The organism is Kribbella sp. NPDC050459, from assembly GCF_040655315.1.
GTDB lineage: Bacteria > Actinomycetota > Actinomycetes > Propionibacteriales > Kribbellaceae > Kribbella.
In genome coordinates, this window is the sequence record NZ_JBFAJQ010000001.1 from 659,836 (window position 1) to 686,308 (window position 26,473).

Below are 26,473 nucleotides of genomic sequence, written 5' to 3' on the forward strand. Positions count from 1 at the left end.
CAGAAACCCGGTGCCCGGCGGTACGGCATACTGCGTCGGTGACTGACGACGCCTTCGGTACGACGAGAATCCGCGAACGGGTGCTGGCCGGGTGGGCGGCGGCGCCCGTACGGTTCCGCGAGGACGCCAACGCCGAGGAGGAACTCGCCCTCGGCGGGTACGTCGACCGGCTGGTCGTCGAACTGGCCCAGAACGCCGCCGACGCAGCTGCCCGCGCCGGCACTCCCGGCCGAGTGCTGTACGAGTTCCGCAACAACACCCTCGTCGTGGCCAACACCGGCGCTCCGCTCGACGCAGCAGGCGTCGAGTCGCTCGCCACCCTGCGCGCGTCGGCAAAGCGCGACGTCCTGACGACCGGGCCGGACGACGCGGGGGAGCCCGTGGGGCGGTTCGGGGTCGGGTTCTCTGCCGTGCTGGCGGTGACGGACGAGCCAGTGGTGTTGTCGCGGAGCGGCGGCGTGCGGTTCTCGAAGGCGGACACCGCGGCGGCGATCGCCGACCTCGGCAATGCGTCGCTCGACACCGAACTCCGCCGTCGCGACGGGCAGGTTCCGGTTCTGCGGCTGCCGTTCGCGACCGAAGGCGAACCGCCCGCCGGGTACGACACCGCCGTCATCCTCCCGCTCCGCGACGAGGCCGCCGCGGCCCTGGTCCGCCGCCTGCTTGCCGAAGCCGACGATGCTCTCCTCCTCGCTCTCCCCGGCCTGGAACGCATCGAGATCGAGACCGAGGACGGCCACCGGATCCTCGAGAACGTCAATGCCCGCTGGCACATCCACCGCACCGCCGGCACTCTCGACCCGGCTCTTCTCGCCGACCGGCCCACCGAAGAACGGAGCCGACCGAACTGGTCCGTCGTCTGGGCCCTCCCACGCGGACCGCTCACCGAACTGCCCGGAGTCATCCACGCGCCCACCCCGACCGACGAGCCGTTGGCACTACCCGCGTTGCTGTTGGCAACCTTCCCGCTCGACTCCACCCGGCGGCACGTGGCGAAAGGCCCGCTGACGGATCGGCTCGTCCAGGAGGCGGCGACAGCGTACGCACAGTTGCTGCGGGAGCGAGCCGCGGAGGGCGACGACGTACTGCGGCTCGTGCCCACCGGTCTCGCGGCGGGTGCACTCGATCGAATGCTCCGCGACGAGATCCTCGCAACCCTGCCCCGGACCCCGATGCTCCAGGGCGTCGACGGCGCCGTGCTGCGGCCGTCGGAGGCGGTGCTGGTGGAGGGCGCCGACGAGGCGTTCAACGCCGTCCTCGCGCCGCTCGTCCCGGGGCTGATCCACGCGCGCCGTGAGGAGCGGATCGCGCTGGATGCCTTGCAGGTAAAGCGTCTCGAGCTCGCCGAGGTGGTGGACCAACTCGGGGGAGAAGAGCCGCCGGACTGGTGGCGCGCGCTCTACACCAGCCTCGCGACGATGACCACCGACCCGCTGATCCGCGAATCGCTCGGCACCGTCCCGGTTCCGCTCGCCGACGGCCGGCTCGTCCGCGGCGCCCGCGGACTGCTGCTGCCCGGGCCTGAGATCCCGGTCGGCACGCTCGCCGCCTTCGGTGCGTACGGCGTCCGCGTCGTCCACCCGGACGCCGTCGACCCGGTCCTCGAACGTCTCGGCGCGATCCCCGCGACACCTCGCTCACTCCTCGAGGACGGCGCGGTCCGGGCCGCGGTCGAGCACTCCGCCGACGCCGACGATCCGGACGCGATCGCGGACGCCGTGCTCAGCCTGATCGCCGCCGACCCGGCGCAGGCCGACGGACTCTGGTGGCTGTCCGACCTCGTCCTGCGCGACGCCGACGGCGACCTCGTGCCCGCGAACGCCTTGGTGGTCGAGGGTTCCGACGCGCACGCGGTCCTCGACGCCGAGGAGGTCGCACCGATCGCGCGCGACGTCCTCGACCGCTACGGACTGCCCGCGCTGGAGGCCGTCGGCGTCCTCGCGTCGCTCGGTGTGGTCGCCGCGTCCGACGTCACGCTCGACCGGTTGCCGGAGGCCCTCCAGGATCTCGACGGCATCGAGGACTGGGCGTACGACGTCGCCCCGGACGGATCCCGCTTCGGTGCTACCGTCGGCGAACTCGAGGCGATCCGCGACCTCGACTGGATCACCGACCACAGTTGGCCGAAAGTCCTGCAGCTGCTGGGATCCGACCCCGCGCTGCGCCGCGCGCTGGTCACGCAGGTACGGGTCGTCGGCCCGGACGACCGGCCGCTCGGCGTACCGTCGTACGCGGCCTGGTGGATTCGTGAGCACGTCCTGCTCGACGACGGTGAACCGCTGGCCGGACGGGCCGACCCCGACGCCGAACCGGTGCTCGCGACCTTCCTCGACCCGGCGCCCGCCTGGACCGCCGGGCTCGATCCCGAGGTCCGGACGGCGGCCGGCCTGGTCCGTGACGTCACCGACCTCGACGCCGACGGCCTCGCCCTGGTGCTCGACCGGCTCGCGGACCCCGAGCGGGAGGTGGACGAGGCGTCGATCCTGCGGCTGTGGAACCGGCTCGGCACGCTCGCGCTGTTCCCCGGCGACGCGCCGGCCCGGGTCCGGGTGCTCGACGCCGACGGGACGACCCGGGTGACCGACGCAGAGCACGCCGTGGTGGTCGACGGCCCGATGTGGGTCCAGCGGGAGGACCTCGGCGGGTTCGTGATCGGATCCGGCGCGGCGGCGGACGGGCTCAGCGACCTGTTCGACGTACCGCTCGCCCAGGAAGTTGCCGAGGGCAAGCTTGACGCCGCCGGGACGGAGGCCGACGTACCGGCGCTGGTCGGTGAGCTGGTGCCCGAGGTGCCGGCGACCTGGTGGGAGCACGAGGAGCTCACCGTCGACGGTGTCGAGGTCTCGTGGTGGGTGGACGCCGGCGGCGCCGCGCACGCGGCCACCTTCGACGGGCTGGCGAAGGCGCTCGCCTGGGCCGCCGGGCGCTGGGACCGGCGGCATGTGATCCGCGCGGTTCTCAACGAACCGGACCGATCCGTGGAACTTCTGGTCGACGCCGTCTACGACTGACCGGAACCGGCCGCAGGGCCCGAAAATGCACTCCGCGTGACCGTCGCTGGAAGCGTTTCCGCGTACGGCGTCACGGAGAGCGAGCCAACGTTGTCATCGGTTGGTATATCGACTGATCTGCGGATATAACCTCACGGTTTCAACGTGGGAATGAACTCTTGCCAACGTTGTCAGGCCTACTTATAGTCCGTGGCACCTCTCGGTCGGTGATCAGCTCGTCCGCGCAACGGAAACGGAGGTGACTTTCGTCATGAACGAAGCACCGCGGCCCCAGTTCGAAGACGTCAACGACGTCGTCCGCTATCAACTGAGTCGGCGAAGCCTGGTCGGAGGAGGTGCCGCGGCCGCGATGACCGCCTTCCTGGCGGCCTGCTCCGGCGGTGGCTCCTCGTACTCCGACAAACCGGCGAACAACAACAAGCCCGTCGCCACCAAGTCGATCCAGATCGGCAAGGCCAACATCCCGGTGCCGCGGGACCAGGCGGTCATCGTGGGCCAGGTCGAGTACACGGTCTTCGACAGCTTCAACGGGATGATCCCGAACGGCTCGCCCGGCGGCGCCGGCGTCGAGCTCAGCACCGAGCCGCTGTTCTACCTCAGCTTCGCCACCGGCGAGATGAAGCCGTGGCTGGCCACCGAGTACAAGTACAACGACGACTTCACCGAGGTCACGTTCAAGTTCGACCCGAAGGCGCACTGGAACGACGGCAAGCCGCTCGGCGCCGCCGACTTCAAGTTCACGATCATGCTGCTGAAGGACCGGCCGGACCTGTTCGGCGGCGGCGGTGAGCTGAAGGAGTTCGTCAAGGCCATCGACGTTCCGGACGCCCAGACCGCGGTCGTCAAGCTGCTCAAGCCGACGCCCCGGTTCCACTACAACTTCATCTCCGCGATCGCCGGTCCGCCGCTCGGCATCATGCCCGAGCACATCTGGAAGACCCAGGACCCGACAAAGTACAAGGACAACCCGCCGGTACACAGCGGTCCGTACAAGCTGAAGCAGGCGATCCGCGCCCAGAAGATGTTCGTCTGGGAGAAGGACCCGAACTACTGGAACAAGGACAAGCTCGACGTCAAGCCGCAGTACGTCGTCTTTCAGAGCACGTCGAAGCAGCTCGACCAGGCGTCACTGGCGTTCGAGCGCGCGGAGTTCGACGTCGGCTCGATCGACGAGCAGCACGCCAAGCAGCTGCGCAACACCGGCTACCCGGCCCTGCAGACCACCCAGTTCCACGACCCGAACCCGCGGGTGATGTGGCTGAACTGCGACCCGTCGCGGGGCGTGATCTCGGAGCCGAAGATGCGCTGGGCGATCAACTACTGCCTCGACCGGGAGAAGATCGGCAAGTCGATCTGGCCCGTTCCGGTGCCGCCGGCGCAGTACCCGTGGGCGGACTACCCGACCAACGACAAGTGGAAGGACGACGAGATCGCGAACAAGTACAAGTTCGAGTTCTCGCCCGAGAAGGCCGCCCAGTTGCTCGACGAGATCGCCCCGAAGAACGCCGCCGGAAAGCGGACGTACAAGGGCAAGGAGATCAACCTCGAGATCATCACGCCGTCGCCGGTCGACGGCGGCGAGTACGCGATCGCGAACGTGCTGAAGACCGAGCTCGCGAAGGTCGGCGTCCCGGCCACGCTGCGCAGCCTGGCCGGCAACGTGCACGACGAGAAGTTCCAGCGCGGCGAGTACGACATCGACTCCAGCTGGGCCGGGATCGCGATCGACCCCGAGCAGCTCTACACCGACTGGACCAGCGACAAGTACCAGCCGGTCGGCAAGAACGCGGCCGGCAAGAACAAGCTGCGGTTCCGGAACGCGAAGTTCGACGAGATCTCCAAGAAGCTGGCCGGGCTGAACCCGGAGAGCGAGGAAGCCAAGCCGCTGCTGAAGGAGGCGCTGGAGATCTACTTCCAGGAGCTCCCGATGCTGTCGGTGATCCAGACCGGCTACCCGTCGTACTTCAACACCACGTTCTGGAAGGGCTGGCCGACCGACGACGACCTGTACGAGGTCCCGCTGAACTGGTGGCAGCACTTCATCTTCGTCCTCGGCAAGATCGAGCCCACCGGGCAGAAGGGCCCGGCGTGACGGCGGAAGCCCCGCCGGTGGTAGCTGTCGACAAGAGCCAGGACTCCGCGCCCCGATCGGGGGTGCGGGCCTGGCTGTCGCGGCATCCGCTGGCGGCGTACGCCCTGCGCAGGCTCGGGTTGTACGTGGTCGAGCTGTGGGGTGCCCTCACCATCGCGTTCTTCTTCTTCCGGCTGATGCCGGGTGACCCGATCAACACACTGATCCAGACCCTGCAGCAGAACTACATCTACAACCAGACCGCGAGCGCGGAGATCATCGCCCGCTACAGGCACGAGTTCGGCCTGGACGGGAACCTGCTGACGCAGTACGTGACGTACATGCAGAAGCTGGTGCTGCACGGCGACCTCGGCCCGAGCCTGATCAACTACCCGACGCCGGCCCAGACCGTCATCCTCCGGTCGTTGCCCTGGACCATCGGTCTGCTCGGCATCTCGGCGGTGCTGGCCTGGATCCTCGGCGTCGTGATCGGCGCGATCGCCGGCTGGCGGCGCGGCAAGCTCGGCTCCGCGATCGCCACCAACCTGTCGATCGCGCTGTCGCACGTGCCGTACTTCTTCGTCGCGCTGATCCTGGTGTACATCTTCGCGTACTCGATGGGCGTGTTGCCTGCGAGATCGGCGTACGACTCCAACATCAATCCGGGGATCACGCCGGAGTTCATCGGCAGCGTGCTCAAGTACGGGTTGCTGCCCGGCCTGTCGATCGTGATCATCGGGACGTTCAGCTGGATCCTGTCGACCCGGATGCTGATGATCCCCGTGCTCGGCGAGGACTACCTGGTGTACGCCGAGGCGAAGGGCCTGAAGGGCTGGCGGATCCTGACCCGGTACGCGCTGCGGAACTGCTACCTCCCGCAGGTCACCGCGTTCGGCATCTCGCTCGGCTTCATCTTCAACGGCAACGTGCTGGTCGAGCAGCTGTTCAACTACCCGGGGCTCGGCACCACGCTGGTCACCGCGATCCAGCAGCTCGACTTCAACACCATCCTCGGCGTCACCGACATCGCGATCTTCTCGGTGCTGACCGCTGTCCTGCTCCTCGACCTCTTGCTCCCGCTGCTCGACCCGCGGGTCAAGTACTGGAAGTGATGGCGATGAGAATCCTGACCGCGGTACTGCGGACGATCCGGAACAGCAGGCGCCTCGCGACCGGACTGGCCATCCTCGGGGCGCTGGTGCTGATCGCGCTGTTCAGCCCGCTGATCACCAAGGCCATCGGTGGTGGCAAGGACCCGATCGAGCTGGCGGCGTACGACAAATGGCTGGTCCCGGGACCCGATCATCTGCTCGGCACCGACCAGTTCGGCCGCGACGTGTTCGCGATGGTGGTGAAGGCGCTCTCGGTCTCACTGCAGATCGGCGCGATCGCCGGTGTCATCTCGACGGTCGCCGGTGTCGTCGTCGCGTTCGTCGCCGGCTACAAGGGCGGCTGGATCGACAACGTGCTCTCGACGTTCACCGGGATCCTGCTCGTCATCCCGACGTTCCCGCTGCTGATCGCGCTGTCGGCGTACGCGAAGAACGTCAGCCTGTTCCAGGTCGGCGTGATGATCTCGATCTTCTCCTGGCCGTTCGCGGCCAAGACGATCCGGTCCCAGGTGCTCAGCCTGCGCACCCGGCCGTATGTCGACCTGGCGCGGGTCAGCAAGTCGCGCGACATGGAGATCATCGTCACCGAGCTGCTGCCGAACCTGCTGCCGTTCATCGGCGTCGGGTTCGCGTCGTCGGCGCTGGGCGCGATCTTCGGCCTGGTCGGACTCGAGATCATCGGGCTCGGGCCGGGCGGCGTGATCGACCTGGGCCAGATCATCTTCAACGCGATCGGCACCGGTGCGCTGACGCTCGGAGCGTGGCCGATGTTCGTCGTACCGATCGCGCTGCTGACGTTGCTGTTCGCGGCGCTGAACATGGTGAACATCGGGTTGGAAGAGGTCTACAACCCGCGGCTGAGGGGAGTGGCCGGTGAGTGACGTGTCCGGGAACGTCCTGGAGGTCAAGGGACTCGAGGTCGCCTACTCCACCAACCGCGGCGACGTGAAGGCGGTCCGCGGGATCGACCTCGACGTCCGCCGCGGCGAGATCCTCGGGATCGCGGGGGAGTCGGGCAGCGGGAAGAGCACCCTCGCGGTCGCGCTGCTGCGGCTCCTGAAGGCGCCCGGCAAGGTGACGGGCGGTTCAGCGATGTTCCATCCGGCCGGCCGATCGCCGGTCGACCTGCTGAAGGTGCAGGGCGAGGAGCTGCGGGTGCTGCGGTGGTCGGCGCTCTCCTACCTGCCGCAGGGCTCGATGAGCTCACTGAACCCGGTGATGCGCGTCGAGGACCAGTTCAAGGACGTCATCCTCGAACACGCGCCGCAGCGCAGGGACTCCTTGGGCGAGCTGATTCCGCGGCTCCTGGCGCAGGTGGGTCTCGAGCCGCGGGTGGCCCGGATGTACCCGCACGAGCTGTCCGGTGGGATGAAGCAGCGGATTCTGATGGCGATCGCGGTCGCGCTCGAGCCCGACCTGGTGATCGCCGACGAGCCGACCACCGCGCTGGACGTGACGATCCAGCGGGTGATCCTGCAGTCGCTCGCCGATCTGCGCACCGACTTCGGCGTCACGCTGATGGTGATCTCGCATGACATGGGCGTGCACGCACAGCTCGCCGACCGGGTCGCGGTGATGTACGAGGGCCGGCTGGTCGAGGTGGGCGGCGTACGGCAGGTGTTCAAGGATCCGCAGGACCCGTACACCCGGCAGCTGATCGATTCGATCCCGCAGGTCGGACGGAGGGCCTCATGAAGTCGGAACTCGAACTCCGCGGCGTACAGCAACGGTTCCACGCCCGCGGGGTCGCGGAAGGGTACGTGACCGCGGTCGACGACGTGAGCTTCACGCTGGCCGCGTCGCCGCCGCAGATCATCAGCCTGGTCGGCCAGAGCGGCAGCGGGAAGAGCACGATCGCCCGCAACGTGCTCGGCCTGCAGAAGCCCACGGCCGGATCGGTGCTGTACGGCGGGAAGGACATCTTCAAGCTGAGCCGGGCCGAGTACGACGAGTACCGGCGCGACGTGCAACCGGTCTTCCAGGACCCGTACGCGATCTTCAACCCGTTCTACCGGGTCGATCGCGTGCTCTGGAAGGCGGTGAAGAAGTTCAAGCTGGCGTCCACCCGGGAGGCCGGTCTCGCGCTGATCGAGGAGTCGCTGCGCGCCGTCCGGCTGGAGCCGGAGAACGTGCTCGGACGGTACCCGCACCAGCTGTCCGGCGGTCAGCGGCAGCGCATCATGCTGGCCCGGGTGCACATGCTGCGGCCGTCGTTCATCATCGCGGACGAGCCGGTGTCGATGCTGGACGCCCAGGTGCGCCGGCACTTCCTGGACATCCTCCTCGACTTCCAGCGCGAGCACGGCATGACGACGCTGTTCATCACTCACGACCTGTCCACGGTCTACTACCTCGGCGGCGAGGTCATGGTCATCACCAAGGGCCAGATCGTCGAACGCGGCCCGGTCTCCGAGGTGATGCACGAGCCGTCGCATGCGTACACGAAGCTCCTCCTGGACTCCATCCCGCAACCCGACCCCGACCAGCGCTGGACCAGCCGCATCGCCGTCGACGAACTCGACCAGGTCGACGACAACACCCCGGCCGACACCACGAAGCCGGAGGCGCCGATCATCTGAACCGGCGACAAGCCCCGGGGTCCTTGGACAAGGTATTGCTTGTCCAAGGACCCCGTTTGCTGTGGTCAGACCGTCTTGATCGCGGGGTCGCTCACGCCCGCGGCGCCGGTTTCGACGTGGCCGGCGAAGCGGCGCAGGTAGGTGGTGTCGGCGGTGGTGGTGACGGAGACGTCGTACCAGCGGTTCGTGGTGGTGACGGTGTAGGTGGTCTTGCCTGTGCGGAGGGCGATCTGCTTCGGCGTGCCGCCGTAGGAGTCGGCGAGGGTGACCGTGCGGGCGGCGTCGGACGTGAAGGTGAGGTCGACGTTGCCGGTGGCCGGGTTCTCGCGGGCGGTGATCTCCAGGCCGGTGGCGGGCTTGCCCTTGAAGGTGCGGAGGAAGCCGTTCGGGCCGTGCACCGTGAGGTCGGTGACGCCGCCCGAGTAGATCGGGTTCCAGCTGTCGGCGACCGTCTTGCCGGCCTCGGTGGTGTACGTCCACGGACCGTCGGTACGGTTCGCGGACGTGATCAGGAACTGCGCGCCGGCGCGTGCCCCGGACCCGAACCTCAGCCGGTACTTGCCGTCGGCAACGGCTCCGTCGACGACCGGTGCGTACGGCAGCGGGCGGGTACGACGGGAGCCGCGCTCCTGGGCCGGGAGCTGACCGACCGCGGGCGGCGTCGGGACGTAGTCCGGGTGCCGCTTGTTGTCCGGCGGCTCATAGGCGCTGGTGTCCGGCAGCTGCGCCGGGCGCGTGGCCGACGTACCGAAGTCGAACGCCGAGGTCAGGTCGCCGCAGATCGCGCGGCGCCACGGCGAGATGTTCGGCTCGTGGACGCCGAATCGCGTCTCCATGAACCGGATGATCGACGTGTGGTCGAACACCTCCGAGCACGTGTAGCCGCCGGTGCTCCACGGTGACACCACCAGCATCGGGACGCGCTGACCGAGACCGTACTGGCCGTGCGCGGCCTTGCTGCCGGTGTACAGGTCCGGGTTCGGGTCGACGGTCGACAGGCCCTGGCTGGCGTCCATCGGGGGGTACGGCGGTACGACATGGTCGAAGAAGCCGTCGTTCTCGTCGTAGGTGATGAACAGCGCGGTCTTGCTCCACACCTCGGGGTTCGCGGTGAGCGCGTCGAGGACCTGGGAGATGTACCAGGCGCCGTAATTGGCCGGCCAGTTCGGGTGCTCGGTGAACGCCTCCGGCGCCGCGATCCACGAGATCTTCGGCAGCCGGTTGTTCTGCACGTCCGCGGCGAGCTGGGCGAACAGGCTCTCGCCGGCCTTCGCGTTCGTGCCGGTGCGCGCCTTGTCGTACAGGGGGTTCCCGGGCTGCGCATTGCGGTATTTGTTGAAGTACAGCAGCGAGTTGTCGCCGTAGTTGCCGCGGTAGGCGTCGTTGATCCAGCCCCAGCTGCCTGCTGCGTCCAGGCCGTCGCCGATGTCCTGGTAGATCTTCCACGAGACACCGGCCTGCTCGAGCCGTTCCGGGTACGTCGTCCAGCCGTAGCCGGCCTCGTCGTTGCCGAGGACCGGGCCGCCGCCCGTGCCGTCGTTGCCCGTGTAGCCGGTCCACATGTAGTACCGGTTCGGGTCGGTGGAGCCCATGAACGAGGTGTGGTAGGCGTCGCACACCGTGAACTTGTCCGCGAGCGCGTAGTGGAACGGGATGTCCTCGCGGGTCAGGTACGCCATCGTGGTCGAGCTCTTCGCCGGGATCCACTGGTCGTACTTGCCGTTGTTGAACGCCTGGTGCGCGTCCGGCCAGCTGTGCGCGAGGTCCTGGATGAACTGCAGACCGAGGTTGTCCGCCTCCGGCCGGAACGGGAGGATCTCCTTGCCGAGCGCGTTCTGGTAGAACGTCGGCTTCCCGCTCGGCAGCGTGACCGGCCGCGGGTCACCGAAACCGCGGACGCCGTTCATGGTGCCGAAGTAGTGGTCGAAGGACCGGTTCTCCTGCATCAGCACGACGATGTGCTCGACGTCCTGGATGCTGCCGAGGCGGCGGTGCGCCGGGATCGCGGCGGCCTGCTCGATACTGTCCGCCATCGCGGCGAACGCGGCCGACGCACCGGCCAGCTGCAGGAATCTCCGGCGATTGATGTCTGGCATGCGGGTCTCCTTGTCGGGGCGGGTGGAGCCTCCCGGCACCTTAGTCTGAACGTTTAACTGACGGAAGGTGAACCGTGCTGTTCAGTTGCAGTGAGTTTCAAACTATTGTGAGCGGGCAGCTGGTGGCCGGCTCACGGAGGTGCGGTGGATCGCGTCTGGTACGTCGCCTACGGCTCCAACCTCGCCCTCGCACGATTCCGCTGCTACCTGTCCGGCGGACGGCCACACGGTGGCGCCCGGGTGTACCCCGGTTGCCGTGATCGCTCCGATCCCGCCCGCACCGCAGGTGTCCTGATTCCCGGCGGTCTGGTCTTCGCCGGCGCCTCCAAGGTCTGGGGCGGCGGCTCCGCGTTCTACGACGCTTCCGCGCCCGGTCAGGTGGCCGCGCGCGGGTACCTGCTGACGCCCGGCCAGGTCGGTGACGTCGCCGCGCAGGAAATGCGTCGCGATCCCGGCGGCGAGTTCGCGTGCGACGTGGCGGCGCTGCTGCCCGACGTCGACGCGATCCACACCATGGGCCCCGGCCGCTACGAGACCGTGGTCCGCCTGGGGGAGCGCGACGGCGTCCCGATGTTCACCGTCACCCACGACAGCGCCGCGGACCTCGAACCGGTCGCGCCCACCGCGCCGTACCTGCGCTGGATCGCGACCGGCCTGGTCGAGGCCCACGGCTGGGCGCTCACGCGCGTGATCGACTACCTGCACGCGGCGCCGGGCGTCGGTCTGGCGTGGACGCCCGGCGCGCTGCGGTCAGCGCTTGACGGCGATGCAGGTGGCGGTCGCTGACTTCGTCGGATCGCTTTCGGAGGTGGCGGTCAGGGTGATCTTGGCCAGTGGACCGGCACCGGCCTTGGTGTGGACGGGGACGGTCACCTGCTGGCCCGCGTTCGCGGTGGCGAGTGCGTTCGGCAGGGAGATCGGCCAGCCGTCGGACTTGGCGGACAGGCGGTAGACGTCGCCCTTCACGTACTGCGTGATGTCCTCGGGGCCTGACGTCGTACCGGCCTTGCCGGTGTTGGTGAGGCTGAAGCTGCAGGTCTGGACGCCGCTGCGGTCCGGCTTCGCGACGGCCGGCAGCAGCCGTACGCCGCGCTGCTGGGCGCCCGCCCCGTCGAGGGAGCGGATGGCGACGGTGTAGGACAGGATGCCCTGGCGGTTGCGGTGCACGTTGGTGACGTAGAAGTGCAGACGGTTCGCGGTGTCGGTGTACTCGTACTCGCTGCCGGAGTTCGTGCCGGCGTGGAACAGCGCGTCGGACAGCTGCCGGTAGTCGCCGATCGTGATCGGGACCTTCGTGCCGTCGGGCAGCACATAGTCGGTCATGTTGATGTTCTGCGGGTTGGCGTCGATGACCCACTCGAACGGCGCGCGGTCCTGGTTCTTGGTCTTCGCGAGCAGGACGCCGGCGTCGGGCGTGAACGAGTCGGTGCCCATCCGGTCGACGACCTCGACCGTGTAGTTCTGGTAGCCGCGGCCGTCGCACATCGGGTCGGTGGCGGTGCTGCACGGCGCGTCCAGATCGCCGGCGCCGCCGAGCTCGATGTTGATCCCGGACAGGTCCTTCGCGCCCGGGTTCACGCTGCGGGCCTTCACGTTCGCGATCACCACCCCCGACGACGCGAGCGCCTCGCGGGACAGCCGCAGCACGTTCTGCTCGTCGACCATCTGCAGCTTGATCTTGTTGCGCAGCATGTGTTGCGCGCCCATCGAGGCGCCGCCGGTGGCCGGGATCATCCAGCGGCTGTGTGGTCCGCCGGGGCCGTTGAAGCTGCCCCGGCTGAGCATCTCCCAGATGCCCGTGTACGCGCGCCGGGGCGGGACGCCGTACGGATTGTTGTAGTTGTCGCCGATGCCGAGGATGTGGCTGAACTCGTGCGCGAACACGGCCATCCCGGAGCTCTCCGCCTGGGTCGACGAGCCGCCGCCGGCGTTCGGCCAGATCGACGCGCCCGCGGCCCACGACGTCCAGTCGACGTACCGGGTGTCGGACCAGTTCGGCAGCGCCGGGTCCGGCGGGCCGAAGTCGTCGGTGACGTCCTCCTTGGTCGGGAACTTCATCATCCCGAACTCCTGCCAGGTGGACGACTCGTCCTGGCCGGCGCTGAGGAAGAACACGAAGTCGTAGCCGGCCGGTACGTCGGGCCCCTGGTCGGCGACCCAGGCGGCGCGGCCGTCGGTGCGGATGTCGCGGTCGCAGGTGTCGCCGGCGGGGCAGGCCGTGGGGCCCTGGAACTCCATCGCGTACTCGTGCGACTTGCCGGGCATCCGGTACGGGCCGAACGCGGTGAGGTCGACGCCGTACCGGCCGCCGGAGTCCTCCATCCAGTACTCGTGCAGCGTGTGGCCGTGGTTCAGCGGCTCGGGCTTGTTGAGGAAGTCGTGGTAGAAGCTCGCGACCTGGTCCCGCGGTACGCCGTTCGCGGCGGCGCTCGGGTTGCCGAACACGGTGGAGCCCTTGGGCTGGGTGACCACGAAGTCCTGGTTCGGGTAGTCGAGCAGCACGAGCGCGCCCTTGAAGGTGCGCTGGGATCCCAGGACCTTTGGGTCGGCCCAGTTGGTCCCCGGCGGTTTGACGTAGTCGTCCCACGTCATGTGGTCCGGGTTCTCCCAGTTCTGCGGGTCGATCGGCCCCGGCAGACCGCTCGACAGCGTCTTCGCGACGCGCGAGTCCGGCCCCGACTCCTGCCAGGGCTGCTTCTGCGGCCAGTGCGGATACTGCCAGGCGTTCACCGGATCCGGCGGCGCCGCAGGCGCGGCAAGCGCCATCGAGGGCACCGAAACAGCAGCCAGTACGGCGACCAGCTGCACAACACGACGAAACTTCCGTTGCTCAGACACGGGCGGGCATCCGATCAAAGAGGCGGGACAACGGGCAGCCACGAGCATGCCCGCAAGACACAACTGACACAACACGACCCGGCGCGCTGCACCGCGACTTTGAGCACCCACCAACCAGTTCGCGGCGTCCGAAACGGTTGATGGGTGCTCAAAGCAGGATTGCATACAGTATGGTGGCGTCTTCGGCTTCTGGATGGAGGTTGCCCATGTACTCGGTTGTCGACCCGGCGCGCGGGGTGCTGGTGGAGGAAGTGGCGAACTCGACGCAGGAGGAGGTGCGGGCGGCGATCGGGCGGGTGCATGCGGCGTACCCGGACTGGCGGCGGCGCGGTGTGCAGGCGCGGGCGGGGATCGTCGCGCGGGCGGCGGAGTTGTTCGCGGAGCGGGCCGACGAGCTCGCCGCGACGATGACGCTGGAGATGGGCAAGCGGGTCAGCGAAGGCCTCGGCGAGGTCGGGATCGTCGTCGACATCTTCCGGTACTACGCGGAGCACGGACCGGCGCTGCTCGCCGACGAGCCGATCGACATCAAGGGCGGGCAGGCGGTCATCACCAAGGGGCCGATCGGCGCGCTGCTCGGGATCATGCCGTGGAACTTCCCGTGCTACCAGGTCGCCCGGTTCGTCGCGCCGAACCTGGTGCTCGGGAACACGATCCTGCTCAAACACGCCTCGATCTGCCCGCGGTCGGCGCGCGCGATCGAGGAGGTCCTGCACGCGGCGGGCGTCCCGGCCGACGTGTACGTGAACACGTTCGCCTCGAGCCGGCAGATCCCGGCGATCCTCGCCGACCCGCGGATCGCCGCCGTCTCGCTGACCGGCAGCGAACAGGCCGGCATCTCGGTCGCCGCCGAGGCCGGGAAGAACCTGAAGAAGACCGTGCTCGAGCTCGGCGGCTCCGACCCGCTGATCGTCCTCGACACCGACGACCTGGACGAGACCGTCAACGCCACCGCGACCGCGCGGATGCGGAACTGCGGGCAGTCCTGCAACGCGCCGAAGCGGATGATCGTGCTCGCCGATCTCTACGACGAGTACGTCGACCGGCTGACCAAGCGCGTCACGGAGTACTACCTGCCCGGCGACCCGGCCGATCCCGCGACCAAGCTCCCGCCGCTCGCCTCGGCCGCCGCCGCGGACGAGGTCGCCGCACAGGTCGCGAAGGCGGTCGAGCAAGGCGCCACGCTGCGCGCCGGCGGGAACCGGATCACCCCCGGCGCCTACCTCGAGGCCACCGTGCTCACCGACGTCACGCCGGAGATGGACGCGTACTACGAGGAGATCTTCGGCCCGGTCGCGATCGTCTTCGAAGCACGGGACGAGGACCACGCGGTAGAGCTCGCCAACGACACGCCTTTCGGCCTCGGCGCCTCGGTCTGGGGTACCGACCCCGACCGCAACCGCCGCGTCGCCGACCGGATCGACGCCGGCATGGTGTACCTCAACCGCGCCGGCGGCTCGCAGGCGGACCTGCCGTTCGGCGGCATCAAGCGCTCCGGCCTCGGCCGCGAGCTCGGCCCGGCCGGCATCGAGGAGTTCATGAACAAGAAGTCCATCCGGCTCGGCTGACAGGCGGCGCTCCGTCCGGTCGGCGTCGGTCCGTGAACGGGCGCATACTGACGGCACCAGGGAGCTCGTCGCGAGGGGGCCGCGGATGACCGTGCCGGGTGGTTACGCCATCAAGACCTATCGGTACCTGCGGATGGCGATGGTGGCCATGATCGCCCTGCTCGCCGTGTCGCTGGTGATCGAGTGGTCCACGACTGATCCGCATTGCCTGCAGACCTCGATCAGCGCGTACTACTACACGCCGGTGCGGGCGATCTTCGTCGGCTCGTTGATCACCATCGGCGTCTGCATGGTGGTGCTGAAGGGCAACACCGAGCCGGAGGACATCCTGCTCAACGTGGCCGGCATCCTCGCTCCGGGCGTCGCGCTGGTGCCGACGCCGGGGCAGGGCCGGTGCCACTCGGTGCCGGTCGTGCTCGGTGACGCGGCCGCGAACGTCACGAACAACATGCTCGCCGTCTTCGTGGTCGGCGTACCGTGCCTGCTGCTGGCCGCCGTCTTCATCATCCGGGACCGGATCCGGCAGCCCGCTGGCTGGACGCCGATGTACGTGCTCGGTCTCGCGGTCGCGGCGCTGATCTTCGGCGGCGGGCTGGCCTGGTTCCTGGTCGACCGGTCCGGGTTCATCGGCGACGCGCACTACGCGGCCGCGATCGTGATGTTCGGGTGCATTGTCGCGGTCGTCCTGCTGAACGCCGAGCAGTTCCGGCGCAAGCAGCGCACGCACGCGGTCCGGCACTCACCGGCCAACCGGTACTCCGTGATCGCGGCGGCGATGGTCGTCGTACCGCTCCTGATGGTCGGCTGGAAGAAGGTCTTCGGCTGGGAGCATGCCGTGCTGTGGATCGAGGGCACGCTGATCGTGCTGTTCGCCGCCTTCTGGATCAGCCAGACGCAGGAGCTGTGGAACGAGGGCCTGCGTCAGGAGTTGCCGCGGTCGCAGGCCACGCCGTCGCCGTTGCGGTCGAGCGCCGCCGAGTAGCCGGGGTCCCCACGGTGCAGCGGTGCCGCGCCTGCCGCCCGAGCCTCCGCGCAGCTCTGGTACACGGCCGCCCCGGTGGTGACCGGGACCGTGGTCGGCGTCGGCTCCGTCCGCGAGCTCGTCGGCGACGGCTCGGTCGGCTTCGGCGTCACGCTTGGCGTCCGGCTCTCCGACGGTACCGCTGACGGCGTCGGCGTCGGTTCCGGGCTCGGCTCGGCCCGGCGCGGAGTCGTCGGCTCCGTCGTCGCTGTCGGCCCGGTGGTCGTCGGCTCCGTGACCGGTGTGCTCGTCGGCGCCGACGTGGGCTCCGAGGTCCGCACGGGCGCCGTGCTCGCGGACTCGTCGCCGTTGCCGAACGGGTTGAGCAGCACCAGCGTGATCAGCGCGAGCGGTACGGCCGCGATCGCGCCGACCTTGATCCTGCCGGGTCCGCCGTACCTGCCGATCGGACCGCGAACCCGTTTGCCGGACGCGTCGACCCAGAACGCCCAGCCGGGCGGTGCAGGCGGCCACGACTCGGGCGGTTGCCAGCGTTTCGGTGGTCGCCAGCGCGCGGTCGGCGGGTCGGGCCATCCGGGCGGTGCGTTGAACTGCCTCACTCTTCCTCCCCCAGTACCCGCAGAAGACTAGCGAGTTACGGGTCACAGAGAGACAGCAGGGCCGGAAATCCCAGTAATTTAAGCGCTTGTCCGTCGGCGTGCGCCCGGACCCGGTCGCGGTACGGCGTCGCGCGGTGACGGCACGCGATGATCCGACGCGCAGCGGATCTCGGTGTGGACGGGGGCGCCGCAGTCGCGGTGCTCGATCGTCAGCGGCGAGCCCTCGGGGCCGGCCAGGTACTTGTCGCCCCAGTCGCGGATCGCGATCAGCACCGGGTACAGGTCGAGCCCCTGCTCGGTGAGGCGGTACTCGTACCGCTGCCGCGCGCCCGGTTCACGGTACGGCGTCCGCCGCAGGATGCCGTGCTCGACGAGCGTGGCGAGCCGATTGGACAGCACCTGCCGCGGGATGTCGGTGCGGACCCGGAGGTCGTCGAACCGGCGGATGCCGTTGAACACCTCGCGCAGCACGACCACGGTCCAGCGTTCGCCGATGATCTCCATGGCGCGGCCGATCGGGCAGTTCGCCACCGACCAGTCGAGCGCGTTGTACGTCGTACCACTCATGCCGTCATGGTAGTGAGGTCTAGGTCTCGTTGACAGACCCAGGTCGCCGGTGTGAGGCTCGATCTATGACTGAGACTCAGCAGGCGACCAGGAGCCGGACGTTCTCGTGGTCGGACCCGGCGCAGACCGCGGCCCGGGTCGGCCGGTCGTCGGGGCTGGAGATGTTGCGGGCGATGCGCGACGGGGAGCTCCCGGCGCCGCCGATCCTGCACCTGGTCGGCGGGTCCGGCATCGAGGTCGAGGAAGGCAAGGTCACGGTGCTGATGCCGGTGGCCGAGTTCCACTACAACCCGCTCGGCACGGTGCACGGCGGCGTGATCGCCACCCTGCTCGACACCGCCGCCGGGTGCACCGTCCACTCGACGCTGCCGCCCGGCGTCGGCTACACGTCGCTCGACCTGATGACCCGCTTCGTCAGGCCGGTCACGATCGATTCAGGCCTGCTCCGTTGCGAGGGCGGGATCATCAGCCGCGGTCGTCGTACGGCGGTCGCCGAGGCGCACCTGTACGACGAACGCGGCAAGCTCCTCGCCCACGCGACGTCGAACTGCCTGATCTTCGACCTGCCTCAGGCCTGACGGTCCTGGTCGGCGAGCAGCTTCTCGCTGGCCACCAGCCGGACGCAGGTGGCCAGGCCCGCGATCGCCGTCTCGACCTCGGGCAGCTCCGGGTACGTCGGGGCGATCCGGATCGTCTGGTCGGTCGGGTCGTCGCCGTACGGGTGCGTGGCGCCGGCGGGCGTGATCGCGATCCCGGCGGCTTTCGCCTTCGCGACCACCTCGCGCGCGCAGCCCTCGGGGACCTGCAGGCTGACGAAGTAGCCGCCGGCCGGAGCGGTCCAGGAGGCCAGGCCGGTGCCGCCGAGCTCGGCGGTGAGGATCTTGTCGACCGCGTCGAACTTCGGCCGGATGAGCTCCGCCAGCGTCCGCATGTGCTCGTGCAGGCCGTCGGCGTCGCGGAGGAACTGCACGTGCCGCAGCTGGTTGATCTTGTCCGGGCCGATGCTCCGCTTGACCGTGTGGCTGAGCCACCACTCGATGTTCGCCGGCGAGGACCCGAAGAACGCGACGCCGGCGCCGGCGAAGGTGATCTTCGAGCTCGAGCCGAACACGAACGGCCGGTCCGGGTGCCCGTGCTCGGCGCTCAGCGCGAGGATGTCGGCGAGCTGCGCGGGGGAGTCGGTCAGGTGGTGGACGGCGTACGCGTTGTCCCAGAAGATCCGGAAGTCCGGCGCCGCGGTCTCCATCGCGGCCAGCCGCCGGACCGTCTCGTCGGAGTACACGGTGCCGTCCGGGTTGCTGTACTTCGGCACGCACCAGATGCCCTTGATCGCGGCGTCCTCGGCGACCAGCCGCTCGACCACGTCCATGTCCGGGCCCTCGGGAGTCATCGGCACCGGGACCATCTTGATGCCGTACCGCTCGCAGATCCCGAAGTGCCGGTCGTACCCCGGGACCGGGCACAGGAACGTCAACCCCTCCACGTCGGCCCACCGCTGCTCGGCGCCCGGTACCTTGCCGAGCAGCGCGAACACGACCGCGTCGTGCATCAGCTCGAGGCTCGAGTTCCCGGCCGCGAGCAGCTGCTCCACAGGAACCTGCAGGTCCGCGGCGAAGATCGCCCGCACCTCGGGCAGGCCGTTCAGCCCGCCGTAGTTGCGCAGGTCCGTGCCGTCCGCGCCCACCGGCTCACCGCTCAGGCCGAGCACCCCGTTGGCCGCGTCGAGCTGCTTCGGCGACGGCTTCCCCCGCGTCAGATCCAGCTTGAGCCCCTTCGCCACCAGCGCTTCGTAGTCCTGGCGCGCACGCTCGACCTGGGCAGTCAGCTCATCCACACTCACGGGGGGTCCTTTCACAAGTACTAGGTGTTGGACCCCAGCCTAGTCAGCGGCGATTGCACTTGGGGTAGCGCGGGTCCCATGGTGGGCAGGTGGGCCAGCCCGGCGGGGGTTTGATGGTCGGCGGTGGGGTACCCGGCGGGACCGGCGGGGTGACCGGGGGCGTCGGGGGCTGGGCCTTGCTGCCGTTGGAGATGTAGAGCAGCACCGTGGAGCCTTCGGGGGCGCCGTCCTCCTGCCGCGGGGTCGTCCACGCGACCGTGCCGGCCGGAGCGTCCGAGTCGACCTGGGGCCCGTGACTCATCTGGACCTTGAAGCCCATCGACAGCAGCTTCGCGGCTGCGTCCGCGGGCGTCATGCCCTTCAGGTACGGCAGGTCCTTCACGTTGCCGCGGATGATCTTGTCGTCCGGCTTCACGAACTTGCTCGTCGGAATGCCCTGCAGCGCCGCCTGCATCGCGGCCTCCCAGATCGGGCCGGCGGTCCCGGAACCCGAGGCGTCCTTGAGCTTCTCGCCGTTGAAGACCTGGTTGATCATGTTCTCCGCGGGCGGATCGGCGTCGGCGACCACAGAGGCCCCCGCGAGCCTCGACGTGTACCCGGCGAACCAGACCGCCTTGTTCTCGTCGGTCGTACCGGTCTTGCCGGCCAGGTCGCTCTTGCCGAACTTCAGCTTGGCGCCCGTGCCGCCCTTGTCCATCACCTGCTGCAGGACGTAGTTGACGCCGTCCGCGACGCCCGGCGACAGCACCCGGTGGCAGCTCGGGCCGGGAGTCGGGATCGCCTTGCCGGTCTTCAGCGAGGCGACCGACGTGATGATCTGCGGAGTGCAGTACATCCCACGGGCCGCGAACGTCGCGTACGCGTTCGACAGCATCAGCGGCGTGACCAGACCCGCGGAGCCGAGCGTGAACGAGACCACCTGCTCGAGCGGCTTCAGCGTCTGTGCGTTGTACATGCCGAGCTTCGAGGCGATCGTCGCGATCGGGCAGATCCCGATCTGCTGCGACAGCTGCAGGAAGTAGGTGTTGGTCGAGGCGCGGGCCGCGTCGACCATCGACGGGTCGAGGACGGTCTTCGTGGAGTTCTTCGGGTTGTACGAGTCGTCGGCCACCGGGCCGTTGCAGGTGCTGAAGTTCTGTCCGCTGAGGTCGATCGTCTGCGGCGAGCGGATCCGGTACGTCGTCGGCACGCCCTTTGCAATCGCGGCGGCGATCGTGAAGGCCTTCATCGTCGAACCGTTCTGGAAGCCGCCGAACCCGCCGGCGTAGGTCTTCTCGACGTTGTAGTTGTACGCCGTCTGACCCTTCTTCGCGCCGTACGGGCGGCTCTGCGCCATCGCCTTCACCAGGCCGGTGCCCGGCTCGACCAGCGTGATCGCGGCGACGACCTGGTCGGTCGGCTTCGAGTGGCTCCGGACCGCGGCCTCCGCGCCGGCCTGCATCTTCCGGTCGAGCGAGGTCTTGATCACCAGGCCCGAGGTCTCGATGTAGTTCTCCCGCTCCTCCGGAGTCTTGCCGAACGCGTTGTTCGCCTTCAGCTTGGACACGACGTACTCGCAGAAGAACGGGAACGTCGAGTTCGCGCAGCCGCTCGGGATCACGCGGACCTTGGCCGGGTCGATCACCGGTGTCTTGATCGCGTCCGCGGCCTGCTTGGCGTTGATGACGTTCAGCTCCTGCATGCGGCGCAGGACGACGTCGCGGCGGGCCTTGGCGCGCTTCGGGTTGTCGATCGGGTCGTAGCCGGTCGGGTTCTTCACCAGGCCGGCCAGCATCGCGGCCTGCGGCAGCGTCAGCTTGGCGGCGTGCACGCCGTAGTAGTGCATGGCCGCGGCCTCGACGCCGTACGACCGGTCGCCGAAGAAGGCCAGGTTCAGGTAGCGGTTCAGGATCTCGCTCTTGCTGACCTCCTTCTCGACCGCGATCGCGTAGCGCAGCTCGGCGACCTTCCGCTCGTAGGTCTCGGCGGTGGCCTGCTTGACCTCTTCCGGCGTCTGGGCCTTGTTGATCAGGCTCAGCTTCACGTACTGCTGGGTGATGCTCGAGCCGCCCTGCTGGACACCGCCGGAGGACTGGTTGCGCAGCAGCGCGCGCAGGGTGCCCTTGAAGTCGAGTGCGCCGTGCTCGTAGAAGCGGTCGTCCTCGATCGCGACGATCGCCTGCAGCATCACCGGGCTGATCTGCTTCAGCGTCACCGGCGTCCGGTTCTGCTGGTACAGCGTCGCGATGACCTTGCCGTCGCTGTCCTGGATGATCGACTTCTGCGCCAGCGGTGCCGTCTGCAGGTCCTGGGGCAGGTACTGCACGCTGTCGTGCGCCGCGGACGTGGTCACACCGGCCAGACCGGCGAACGGAAGGGCCAGTCCGGCGGTGAGCGCACCGGCGAGCGCACTGACCGCGAGGAACACGAACACGGACCACACGACATTGGGCCGCTTGGCCCGCCGCTCGCCTCTGTGCATGGTTGGGCAGAGTACGTGAGGGAAGGGGTTCCCGGCAGCTCAGGTGTCACGGAATTTACTCACTTGAATGACAATCTCACCCGCAGTGACCATATCTTCACTGTTCGCCGATCGTCAGGGCTCGATGATGACCTTCAGCGCGGTGCGCTCGTCCATCGCGCGGTAGCCGGCCGGGATGTCGTCGAAGCCGACGGTCCGGTCGAACACCTTGCCGGGCGCAACGGAGCCGTCGAGGACGCCGGGGAGCAGCCGCTCGATGTACGCACGGGCCGGTGCGGGGCCGCCGGTGAGCGTGAGGTTCGGCAGGAAGAGCGTGCCGAAGCCGATCGGCGCCTCGTCGTACTGCGGCACGCCGACGCGGCTGATCACCCCGCCCGCGCGGACCACGCCCAGCGCCTGCTCGTACGCCGGCAAATGGCCGACCGCCTCGAGGACCACGTGCGTACCGTCGCCGCCGGTCAGTTCGCGGACCTTCGCGATCCCTTCCGCGCCGCGCTCGGCCACCACCTCGGTGGCGCCGAACTCGACCCCGAGATCCGTGCGGTCCTTGTGCCGGCCCATCAGCACGATCCGCTCCGCTCCGAACTGCTTCGCGGCGAGGACGGCGAGCAGCCCGACCGCGCCGTCGCCGATCACGGTGACCGTGGTCCTCGCCGAGACGCCGCCCTTGAGCGCCGCGTGGTACCCGGTGCCGTAGACATCGGACAGTGTCAGCAGCGACGGCAGCAGCGCGGGGTCCTCACCGCCGGGCACCTTGACCAGCGTGCCGTCCGCCAGCGGTACCCGGACCGCTTCGGCCTGTCCGCCGTCGACGCCGTTCGCGTTCCAGAAGCCGCCGTGGCGGCAGGAGGTCTGCAGTCCCTCCCGGCAGAAGTCGCAGGTCCCGTCCGACCACGCGAACGGTGCGATCACGAAGTCGCCCTTCCGCAGCGTGGTCACGTCCCGCCCGACGTCCTCGATCACGCCCACGAACTCGTGGCCCATGGTCTTGCCGGCCGGTGTCGCGGGCAGGTTGTGGAACGGGTGCAGGTCGCTGCCGCAGATGCAGGACCTGACGACGCGCACCAGCGCGTCCGTTGGTTGCTGGATCACCGGATCCGGTACGTCGATGACACGCACATCTCCGGCGCCGTACAGATAAGTAGCTCGCATGGCTCCAGTGAAGGACGTCGTACGGCGACGTGGCAGTGCCTGTCGTTCCAGGTAACACCAGTGCCTCCCTCGGGTCGCGCGCGGTCCGTAGGCTGGACGACATGGACCACCGAGCGGAGATCAAGGAGTTCCTCAGCTCCCGCCGCGCCCGCCTCAGCCCCGCGCAGGCAGGCCTGCCGGCGTACGGCGGCAACCGCCGCGTGAGAGGGCTGCGGCGCGAGGAGGTCGCCCTGCTCGCCGGTGTCTCGGTGGACTACTACGTCCGGATGGAGCGGGGGAACCTGGCCGGCGCCTCCGAGAGCGTGCTGGAGGCGCTCGCCCGGGCACTTCAGCTGGACGAGGCCGAGCGCGATCACCTGTTCACGCTCGCCCACGAGTCGGACGCGACCCCTGTCCGCCGGCGCGCTCCGAGCCCGGGTGTCCGCCCGGCCCTGCAGCAGGTCCTCGACGCGATCACCGACTCCCCGGCGTGGATCCGCAACGGCCACCTGGACATCCTGGCGGCGAACCGGATGTCGCGTGCCCTGTACACGTCGATGTTCGCCGATCCGCACCGGCCGCCGAACACCGCCCGCTTCACGTTCCTCGACCCGGCCTCGCAGGAGTTCTTCGTGGACTGGGACCGGGCCGCCGACGACATCGCCGCGGTCCTGCGACTGCAGGCCGGCAAGAACCCGCACGACAAGGCGCTCAGCGATCTGATCGGTGAGCTGTCGACCCGCAGCGAGACGTTCCGGACCCGCTGGGCGGACCACAACGTCCGCTTCCACCGCTCCGGGCGCAAGAAGCTGCACCACCCGGTGGTCGGCGACCTCGAGATCGACTTCGAGGCGATGGACTTCCCGTCCGACCCAGGGCTCGCCATGGTCGTCTACACCGCGCCGGCCGGCTCGCCGACCGCGGACGCGCTGCAGCTGCTGGCCAGCTGGGCGGCCACCCAGGAAACCGTTGCTCACGACAAGGAATAGCTGTGCAGATCCTTCCCAAACCGCCGACCGCCAAGGGTCCTGCGGAGTGGTTCACCGGTGACGTCTGGTTCGACGTGATCATCCGCGGCGAGGTCCCGTCGCGCGTCCGGGTGAACACCGTCCGGTTCGCTCCGGGCGCCCGGACCGCCTGGCACCGGCACGCCAACGGCCAGACCTTGCACGTCACCGACGGCGTCGGCCTGATCCAGTCCCGGGGCGGTCCGGTCACCGTGATCCGCCCCGGCGACGTCATCTACACACCGCCGGGGGAGTGGCACTGGCACGGTGGCTGCCCGGAGAACTTCATGGTTCACACCGCGATCTGGGAAGGCGTCGACAGCGACGAGCCCGAGACCGAGTGGGGCGAGCACGTCACCGACGCGGAGTACGTCGTACCTGAGTGAGCACCTCCGGGAGGTCGCCGAGGACGACCAGCCGCTTGGTCGCACGCGTGATCGCGACGTAGAGATCGGACAGGCCGCGGTCCGACTCGGCGACGATGCCGGCCGGGTCGGCGATCAGGACCGCGTCGAACTCCAGCCCCTTGGACTGCGCTACGTCGAGCAGCGCGACCGTGCCGTCGAGGACCGACGGGTCATGGCCGTGGGCAACTTCCGGAAGGGCGGCGGCGAACTCGTCGTACCGGCCCGCCGGGACGATCACCGCCAGTCGGCCGTCGCCGATCTCGCTCCGTTCGAACTTGATCGCGGTGCGGACCGAATCGGTGAGGCACGTGGCCGGGACCGGGTCGAGGATGGGCTCGGTGCCGGTCTCGCGGACCGAGGTCGGCGGGGTCAGGGCCGGGTCGATCGCGCCGAGGACGTCGGCGGCGACGGTCATGATCTCGGACGGGGTGCGGTAGTTGACGGTGAGCTCGGCGGTGCGCCAGCGGCGCGGGGCGTAGTGGTCGAGGAGCTCCGCCCAGGACCGGACGCCGGCCGCGGATCCGGTCTGCGCGATGTCGCCGACGATCGTCATCGACCGCCGCGGGCAGCGGCGCATCAGCATCCGCCAGTCCATCGCGGACAGCTCCTGGGCCTCGTCGACGATCACATGCCCGAACACCCAGCTGCGGTCGTACCCGACGCTGCCGGTAGGGCCCGCCGGATTGTCGAAGACGCGCGTGCGCTGGGCGACCAGGTCCTTGAACTGCTCGATCTCCCAGGGCTCGATCGTGATCCGCTCGGCGGTCAGCTCGATGTCGACGATGCCGTGCGCGTACACCCGGCTCGCCTCCGCCGCGGCCGATTCCTCGGCCGCCCGGCGTTTGCGTCCGACCACGACCTCCGCGGTCTCGCCGAGCAGCTCGGCCGCCTCGTCGAGCAGGGCGGCGTCCGACGGAGCCCAGCCCGCGGTGAGTGGTCGCAGTACGGCGGCACGCTCCGCCCCGGTGAGGTGCGGCGCCGCGGCGGCCAGTCGATCGTCGGACGAGAAGAGGACCGAGACGAGGAGCTGTGGCGTGAGCTCGGGCCACAAGCGGTCGAGCAGCTGCAGCACGCGCTCGTCCTCGAACAGTTCCCGCTGGATGTCCTCGATGTCCGCCTCCCCGACGTACTGCCGGCCGATGCGGTCGACGACCTGGTTGGTCAGGGTCTTGAGGATGCGCCGGGCGAAGAGCGGCCGGGCCCGGTTGTGCAGCGGTTGCGCCGCGAGCGCTGCCTGCTGCGCCGTGCGGATCGCGGCGGGCCGGAGCACCAGCTCGTCCTGGTCGACGTTCAGCCGGATCGGCTCGGCAGGAACCACCCGGAAGCCGGCGATCGCCTGGGCGATCACCTCCGTCATGGCCGGGTTGCCTTTGATCCGCGCCGCGTCGGCCGGCTCCGGCGCGGAGGCGACGACGCCCGGGAACATCTCGCTGATCGTCGCGAGCACGACGTCGTTCTCGCCGAGCGACGGCAGCACCTGGTCGATGTAGCGCAGGAACGTGCTGTTCGGCCCGACGACCAGGACGCCGCTCCGCCCGAGCTGCTCGCGATGCGTGTAGAGCAGGTACGCCGCCCGGTGCAGTGCGACCACGGTCTTGCCGGTCCCCGGACCGCCCTGCACCACCAGCACCCCGGGCAGTCCGGAGCGGATGATCTCGTCCTGCTCGGACTGGATGGTCGCGACGATCTCGTTCATCCGCCCGGTGCGGCTCGCGCCGAGCGACGACAGCAGCGCCGCGTCGCCGATCAGCGTGCTGCGTTCGCCGTCTCCCAGTGCTTCGGCGTCCAGGAGGTCGTCGTCGATCCCGGCCACGGTCCGGCCGTGCAGGCGGATGTGCCGCCGGCGTTTGACGCCGAGCGGCTCGGCGGCGGTGGCCCGGTAGAACACCTGCGCCACCGGCGTCCGCCAGTCGATCAGCAGCGGGTTGTAGTCGTCGTCGAACAGGCCGATCCGCCCGATGTGGAACCGCTCGCCGGCGGTCTCGTCGATCCGCCCGAAACACAATCCGCGTTCGACCGACGACAATTGCGAGAATCGTCCGGAGAACAGCTCCGTGAACGATTCGCGTTCCGACCAGGCCTGATCGGTCCCGGTGGTTTCCTCGACCTGAACGCGGCCGAGTTCGCCGCGGGCCTTTTCTCGCAGCACGTCGAGCCGTTCGTACATGAGCGTCACTTCGCCTTGCTCTGCAGCGATCTCCTGC

General features: G+C 69.1%; 20 protein-coding genes. 12 read left to right on the top strand and 8 right to left on the bottom strand.

Features of this window, described 5'->3' with window-relative positions:
* Positions 1-38: 38 nt before the first annotated feature.
* The 6 genes from AB0I12_RS03135 (at position 39) to AB0I12_RS03160 (ending at position 8,773) form a co-directional block, all read left to right on the top strand.
* Positions 39-3,011: a hypothetical protein gene (locus AB0I12_RS03135; RefSeq protein WP_359923748.1), complete on the top strand. Its 2,973-nt coding sequence runs from the start codon at positions 39-41 to the stop codon at positions 3,009-3,011.
* Positions 3,012-3,261: 250 nt separating this feature from the next.
* Positions 3,262-5,103 (top strand): ABC transporter substrate-binding protein, encoded by a 1,842-nt coding sequence (locus tag AB0I12_RS03140; RefSeq protein WP_359923751.1) that lies wholly within the window; start codon positions 3,262-3,264, stop codon positions 5,101-5,103.
* The gene (locus tag AB0I12_RS03145) at positions 5,100-6,194 is read left to right on the top strand and encodes an ABC transporter permease (RefSeq protein WP_359923754.1); all 1,095 of its coding nucleotides are present in this window, start codon (positions 5,100-5,102) and stop codon (positions 6,192-6,194) included. The genes AB0I12_RS03140 and AB0I12_RS03145 overlap by 4 nt, the downstream gene beginning before the upstream one ends.
* Positions 6,195-6,199: 5 nt before the next feature.
* Positions 6,200-7,075: an ABC transporter permease gene (locus tag AB0I12_RS03150; protein ID WP_359923757.1), complete on the top strand. Its 876-nt coding sequence runs from the start codon at positions 6,200-6,202 to the stop codon at positions 7,073-7,075.
* Positions 7,068-7,889: an ABC transporter ATP-binding protein gene (locus tag AB0I12_RS03155; protein ID WP_359923759.1), complete on the top strand. Its 822-nt coding sequence runs from the start codon at positions 7,068-7,070 to the stop codon at positions 7,887-7,889. The genes AB0I12_RS03150 and AB0I12_RS03155 overlap by 8 nt, the downstream gene beginning before the upstream one ends.
* Complete coding sequence (locus AB0I12_RS03160; RefSeq protein ID WP_359923762.1) at positions 7,886-8,773, top strand: ABC transporter ATP-binding protein; 888 nt, start codon at positions 7,886-7,888, stop codon at positions 8,771-8,773. Before AB0I12_RS03155 ends, AB0I12_RS03160 begins: the two co-directional genes overlap by 4 nt.
* A gap of 65 nt (positions 8,774-8,838) precedes the next feature.
* Here AB0I12_RS03160 and AB0I12_RS03165 read toward each other — a convergent pair whose 3' ends face one another.
* Complete coding sequence (locus AB0I12_RS03165; protein ID WP_359923764.1) at positions 8,839-10,869, bottom strand: phosphocholine-specific phospholipase C; 2,031 nt, start codon at positions 10,867-10,869, stop codon at positions 8,839-8,841.
* A 144-nt stretch (positions 10,870-11,013) separates the two neighbouring features.
* Between AB0I12_RS03165 and AB0I12_RS03170 the strand changes: the two genes are divergently transcribed.
* A complete protein-coding gene (locus tag AB0I12_RS03170) occupies positions 11,014-11,655 on the top strand; it encodes a histone deacetylase (RefSeq protein ID WP_359923767.1) in 642 nt (213 codons plus the stop codon).
* Here the strand turns inward: AB0I12_RS03170 and AB0I12_RS03175 are convergent.
* A complete protein-coding gene (locus tag AB0I12_RS03175) occupies positions 11,620-13,707 on the bottom strand; it encodes a M6 family metalloprotease domain-containing protein (RefSeq protein WP_359923770.1) in 2,088 nt (695 codons plus the stop codon). The two genes, AB0I12_RS03170 and AB0I12_RS03175, sit on opposite strands and share 36 nt — an antisense overlap.
* Positions 13,708-13,913: 206 nt before the next feature.
* On the opposite strand from AB0I12_RS03175, the gene AB0I12_RS03180 reads away from it, so the two are divergent.
* The gene (locus AB0I12_RS03180; protein WP_359923772.1) at positions 13,914-15,275 is read left to right on the top strand and encodes an NAD-dependent succinate-semialdehyde dehydrogenase; all 1,362 of its coding nucleotides are present in this window, start codon (positions 13,914-13,916) and stop codon (positions 15,273-15,275) included.
* An 85-nt stretch (positions 15,276-15,360) separates the two neighbouring features.
* Complete coding sequence (locus AB0I12_RS03185; RefSeq protein ID WP_359923775.1) at positions 15,361-16,257, top strand: hypothetical protein; 897 nt, start codon at positions 15,361-15,363, stop codon at positions 16,255-16,257.
* On the opposite strand, the gene AB0I12_RS03190 is transcribed toward AB0I12_RS03185, so the two are convergent.
* A complete protein-coding gene (locus AB0I12_RS03190) occupies positions 16,197-16,856 on the bottom strand; it encodes an excalibur calcium-binding domain-containing protein (RefSeq protein WP_359923778.1) in 660 nt (219 codons plus the stop codon). The two genes, AB0I12_RS03185 and AB0I12_RS03190, sit on opposite strands and share 61 nt — an antisense overlap.
* Positions 16,857-16,934: 78 nt before the next feature.
* The gene (locus AB0I12_RS03195) at positions 16,935-17,423 is read right to left on the bottom strand and encodes a helix-turn-helix domain-containing protein (protein ID WP_359923780.1); all 489 of its coding nucleotides are present in this window, start codon (positions 17,421-17,423) and stop codon (positions 16,935-16,937) included.
* Positions 17,424-17,488: 65 nt separating this feature from the next.
* Here AB0I12_RS03195 and AB0I12_RS03200 point away from each other — a divergent pair, with 65 nt between their 5' ends.
* Positions 17,489-18,001: a PaaI family thioesterase gene (locus tag AB0I12_RS03200; RefSeq protein WP_359923783.1), complete on the top strand. Its 513-nt coding sequence runs from the start codon at positions 17,489-17,491 to the stop codon at positions 17,999-18,001.
* Here AB0I12_RS03200 and AB0I12_RS03205 read toward each other — a convergent pair.
* The 3 genes from AB0I12_RS03205 to AB0I12_RS03215 all read right to left on the bottom strand — a co-directional run bounded on the left by AB0I12_RS03205 (position 17,992) and on the right by AB0I12_RS03215 (position 22,876).
* Positions 17,992-19,263, bottom strand: a complete 1,272-nt coding sequence (locus AB0I12_RS03205; RefSeq protein WP_359923786.1) for an aminotransferase class I/II-fold pyridoxal phosphate-dependent enzyme — start codon at positions 19,261-19,263, stop codon at positions 17,992-17,994. The genes AB0I12_RS03200 and AB0I12_RS03205 overlap by 10 nt on opposite strands.
* Before the next feature lie 43 nt (positions 19,264-19,306).
* Positions 19,307-21,724, bottom strand: coding sequence for a transglycosylase domain-containing protein (locus AB0I12_RS03210; RefSeq protein WP_359923788.1), 2,418 nt, complete (start codon positions 21,722-21,724; stop codon positions 19,307-19,309).
* Positions 21,725-21,838: 114 nt separating this feature from the next.
* On the bottom strand, positions 21,839-22,876 hold the full coding sequence (locus AB0I12_RS03215) for an alcohol dehydrogenase catalytic domain-containing protein (protein WP_359923790.1): 1,038 nt from the start codon (positions 22,874-22,876) through the stop codon (positions 21,839-21,841).
* 101 nt (positions 22,877-22,977) lie between these two features.
* Between AB0I12_RS03215 and AB0I12_RS03220 the strand changes: the two genes are divergently transcribed.
* Both AB0I12_RS03220 and AB0I12_RS03225 read left to right on the top strand, forming a co-directional pair.
* A complete protein-coding gene (locus AB0I12_RS03220; RefSeq protein WP_359923793.1) occupies positions 22,978-23,844 on the top strand; it encodes a helix-turn-helix transcriptional regulator in 867 nt (288 codons plus the stop codon).
* Positions 23,845-23,846: 2 nt separating this feature from the next.
* Positions 23,847-24,248, top strand: coding sequence for a cupin domain-containing protein (locus tag AB0I12_RS03225; protein ID WP_359923795.1), 402 nt, complete (start codon positions 23,847-23,849; stop codon positions 24,246-24,248).
* On the opposite strand, the gene AB0I12_RS03230 is transcribed toward AB0I12_RS03225, so the two are convergent.
* Positions 24,217-26,436 carry an ATP-binding domain-containing protein gene (locus AB0I12_RS03230; RefSeq protein WP_359923798.1) on the bottom strand — a complete coding sequence of 740 codons (2,220 nt, stop codon included), beginning with the start codon at positions 26,434-26,436 and terminating at the stop codon, positions 24,217-24,219. The two genes, AB0I12_RS03225 and AB0I12_RS03230, sit on opposite strands and share 32 nt — an antisense overlap.
* Positions 26,437-26,473: the final 37 nt, after the last annotated feature.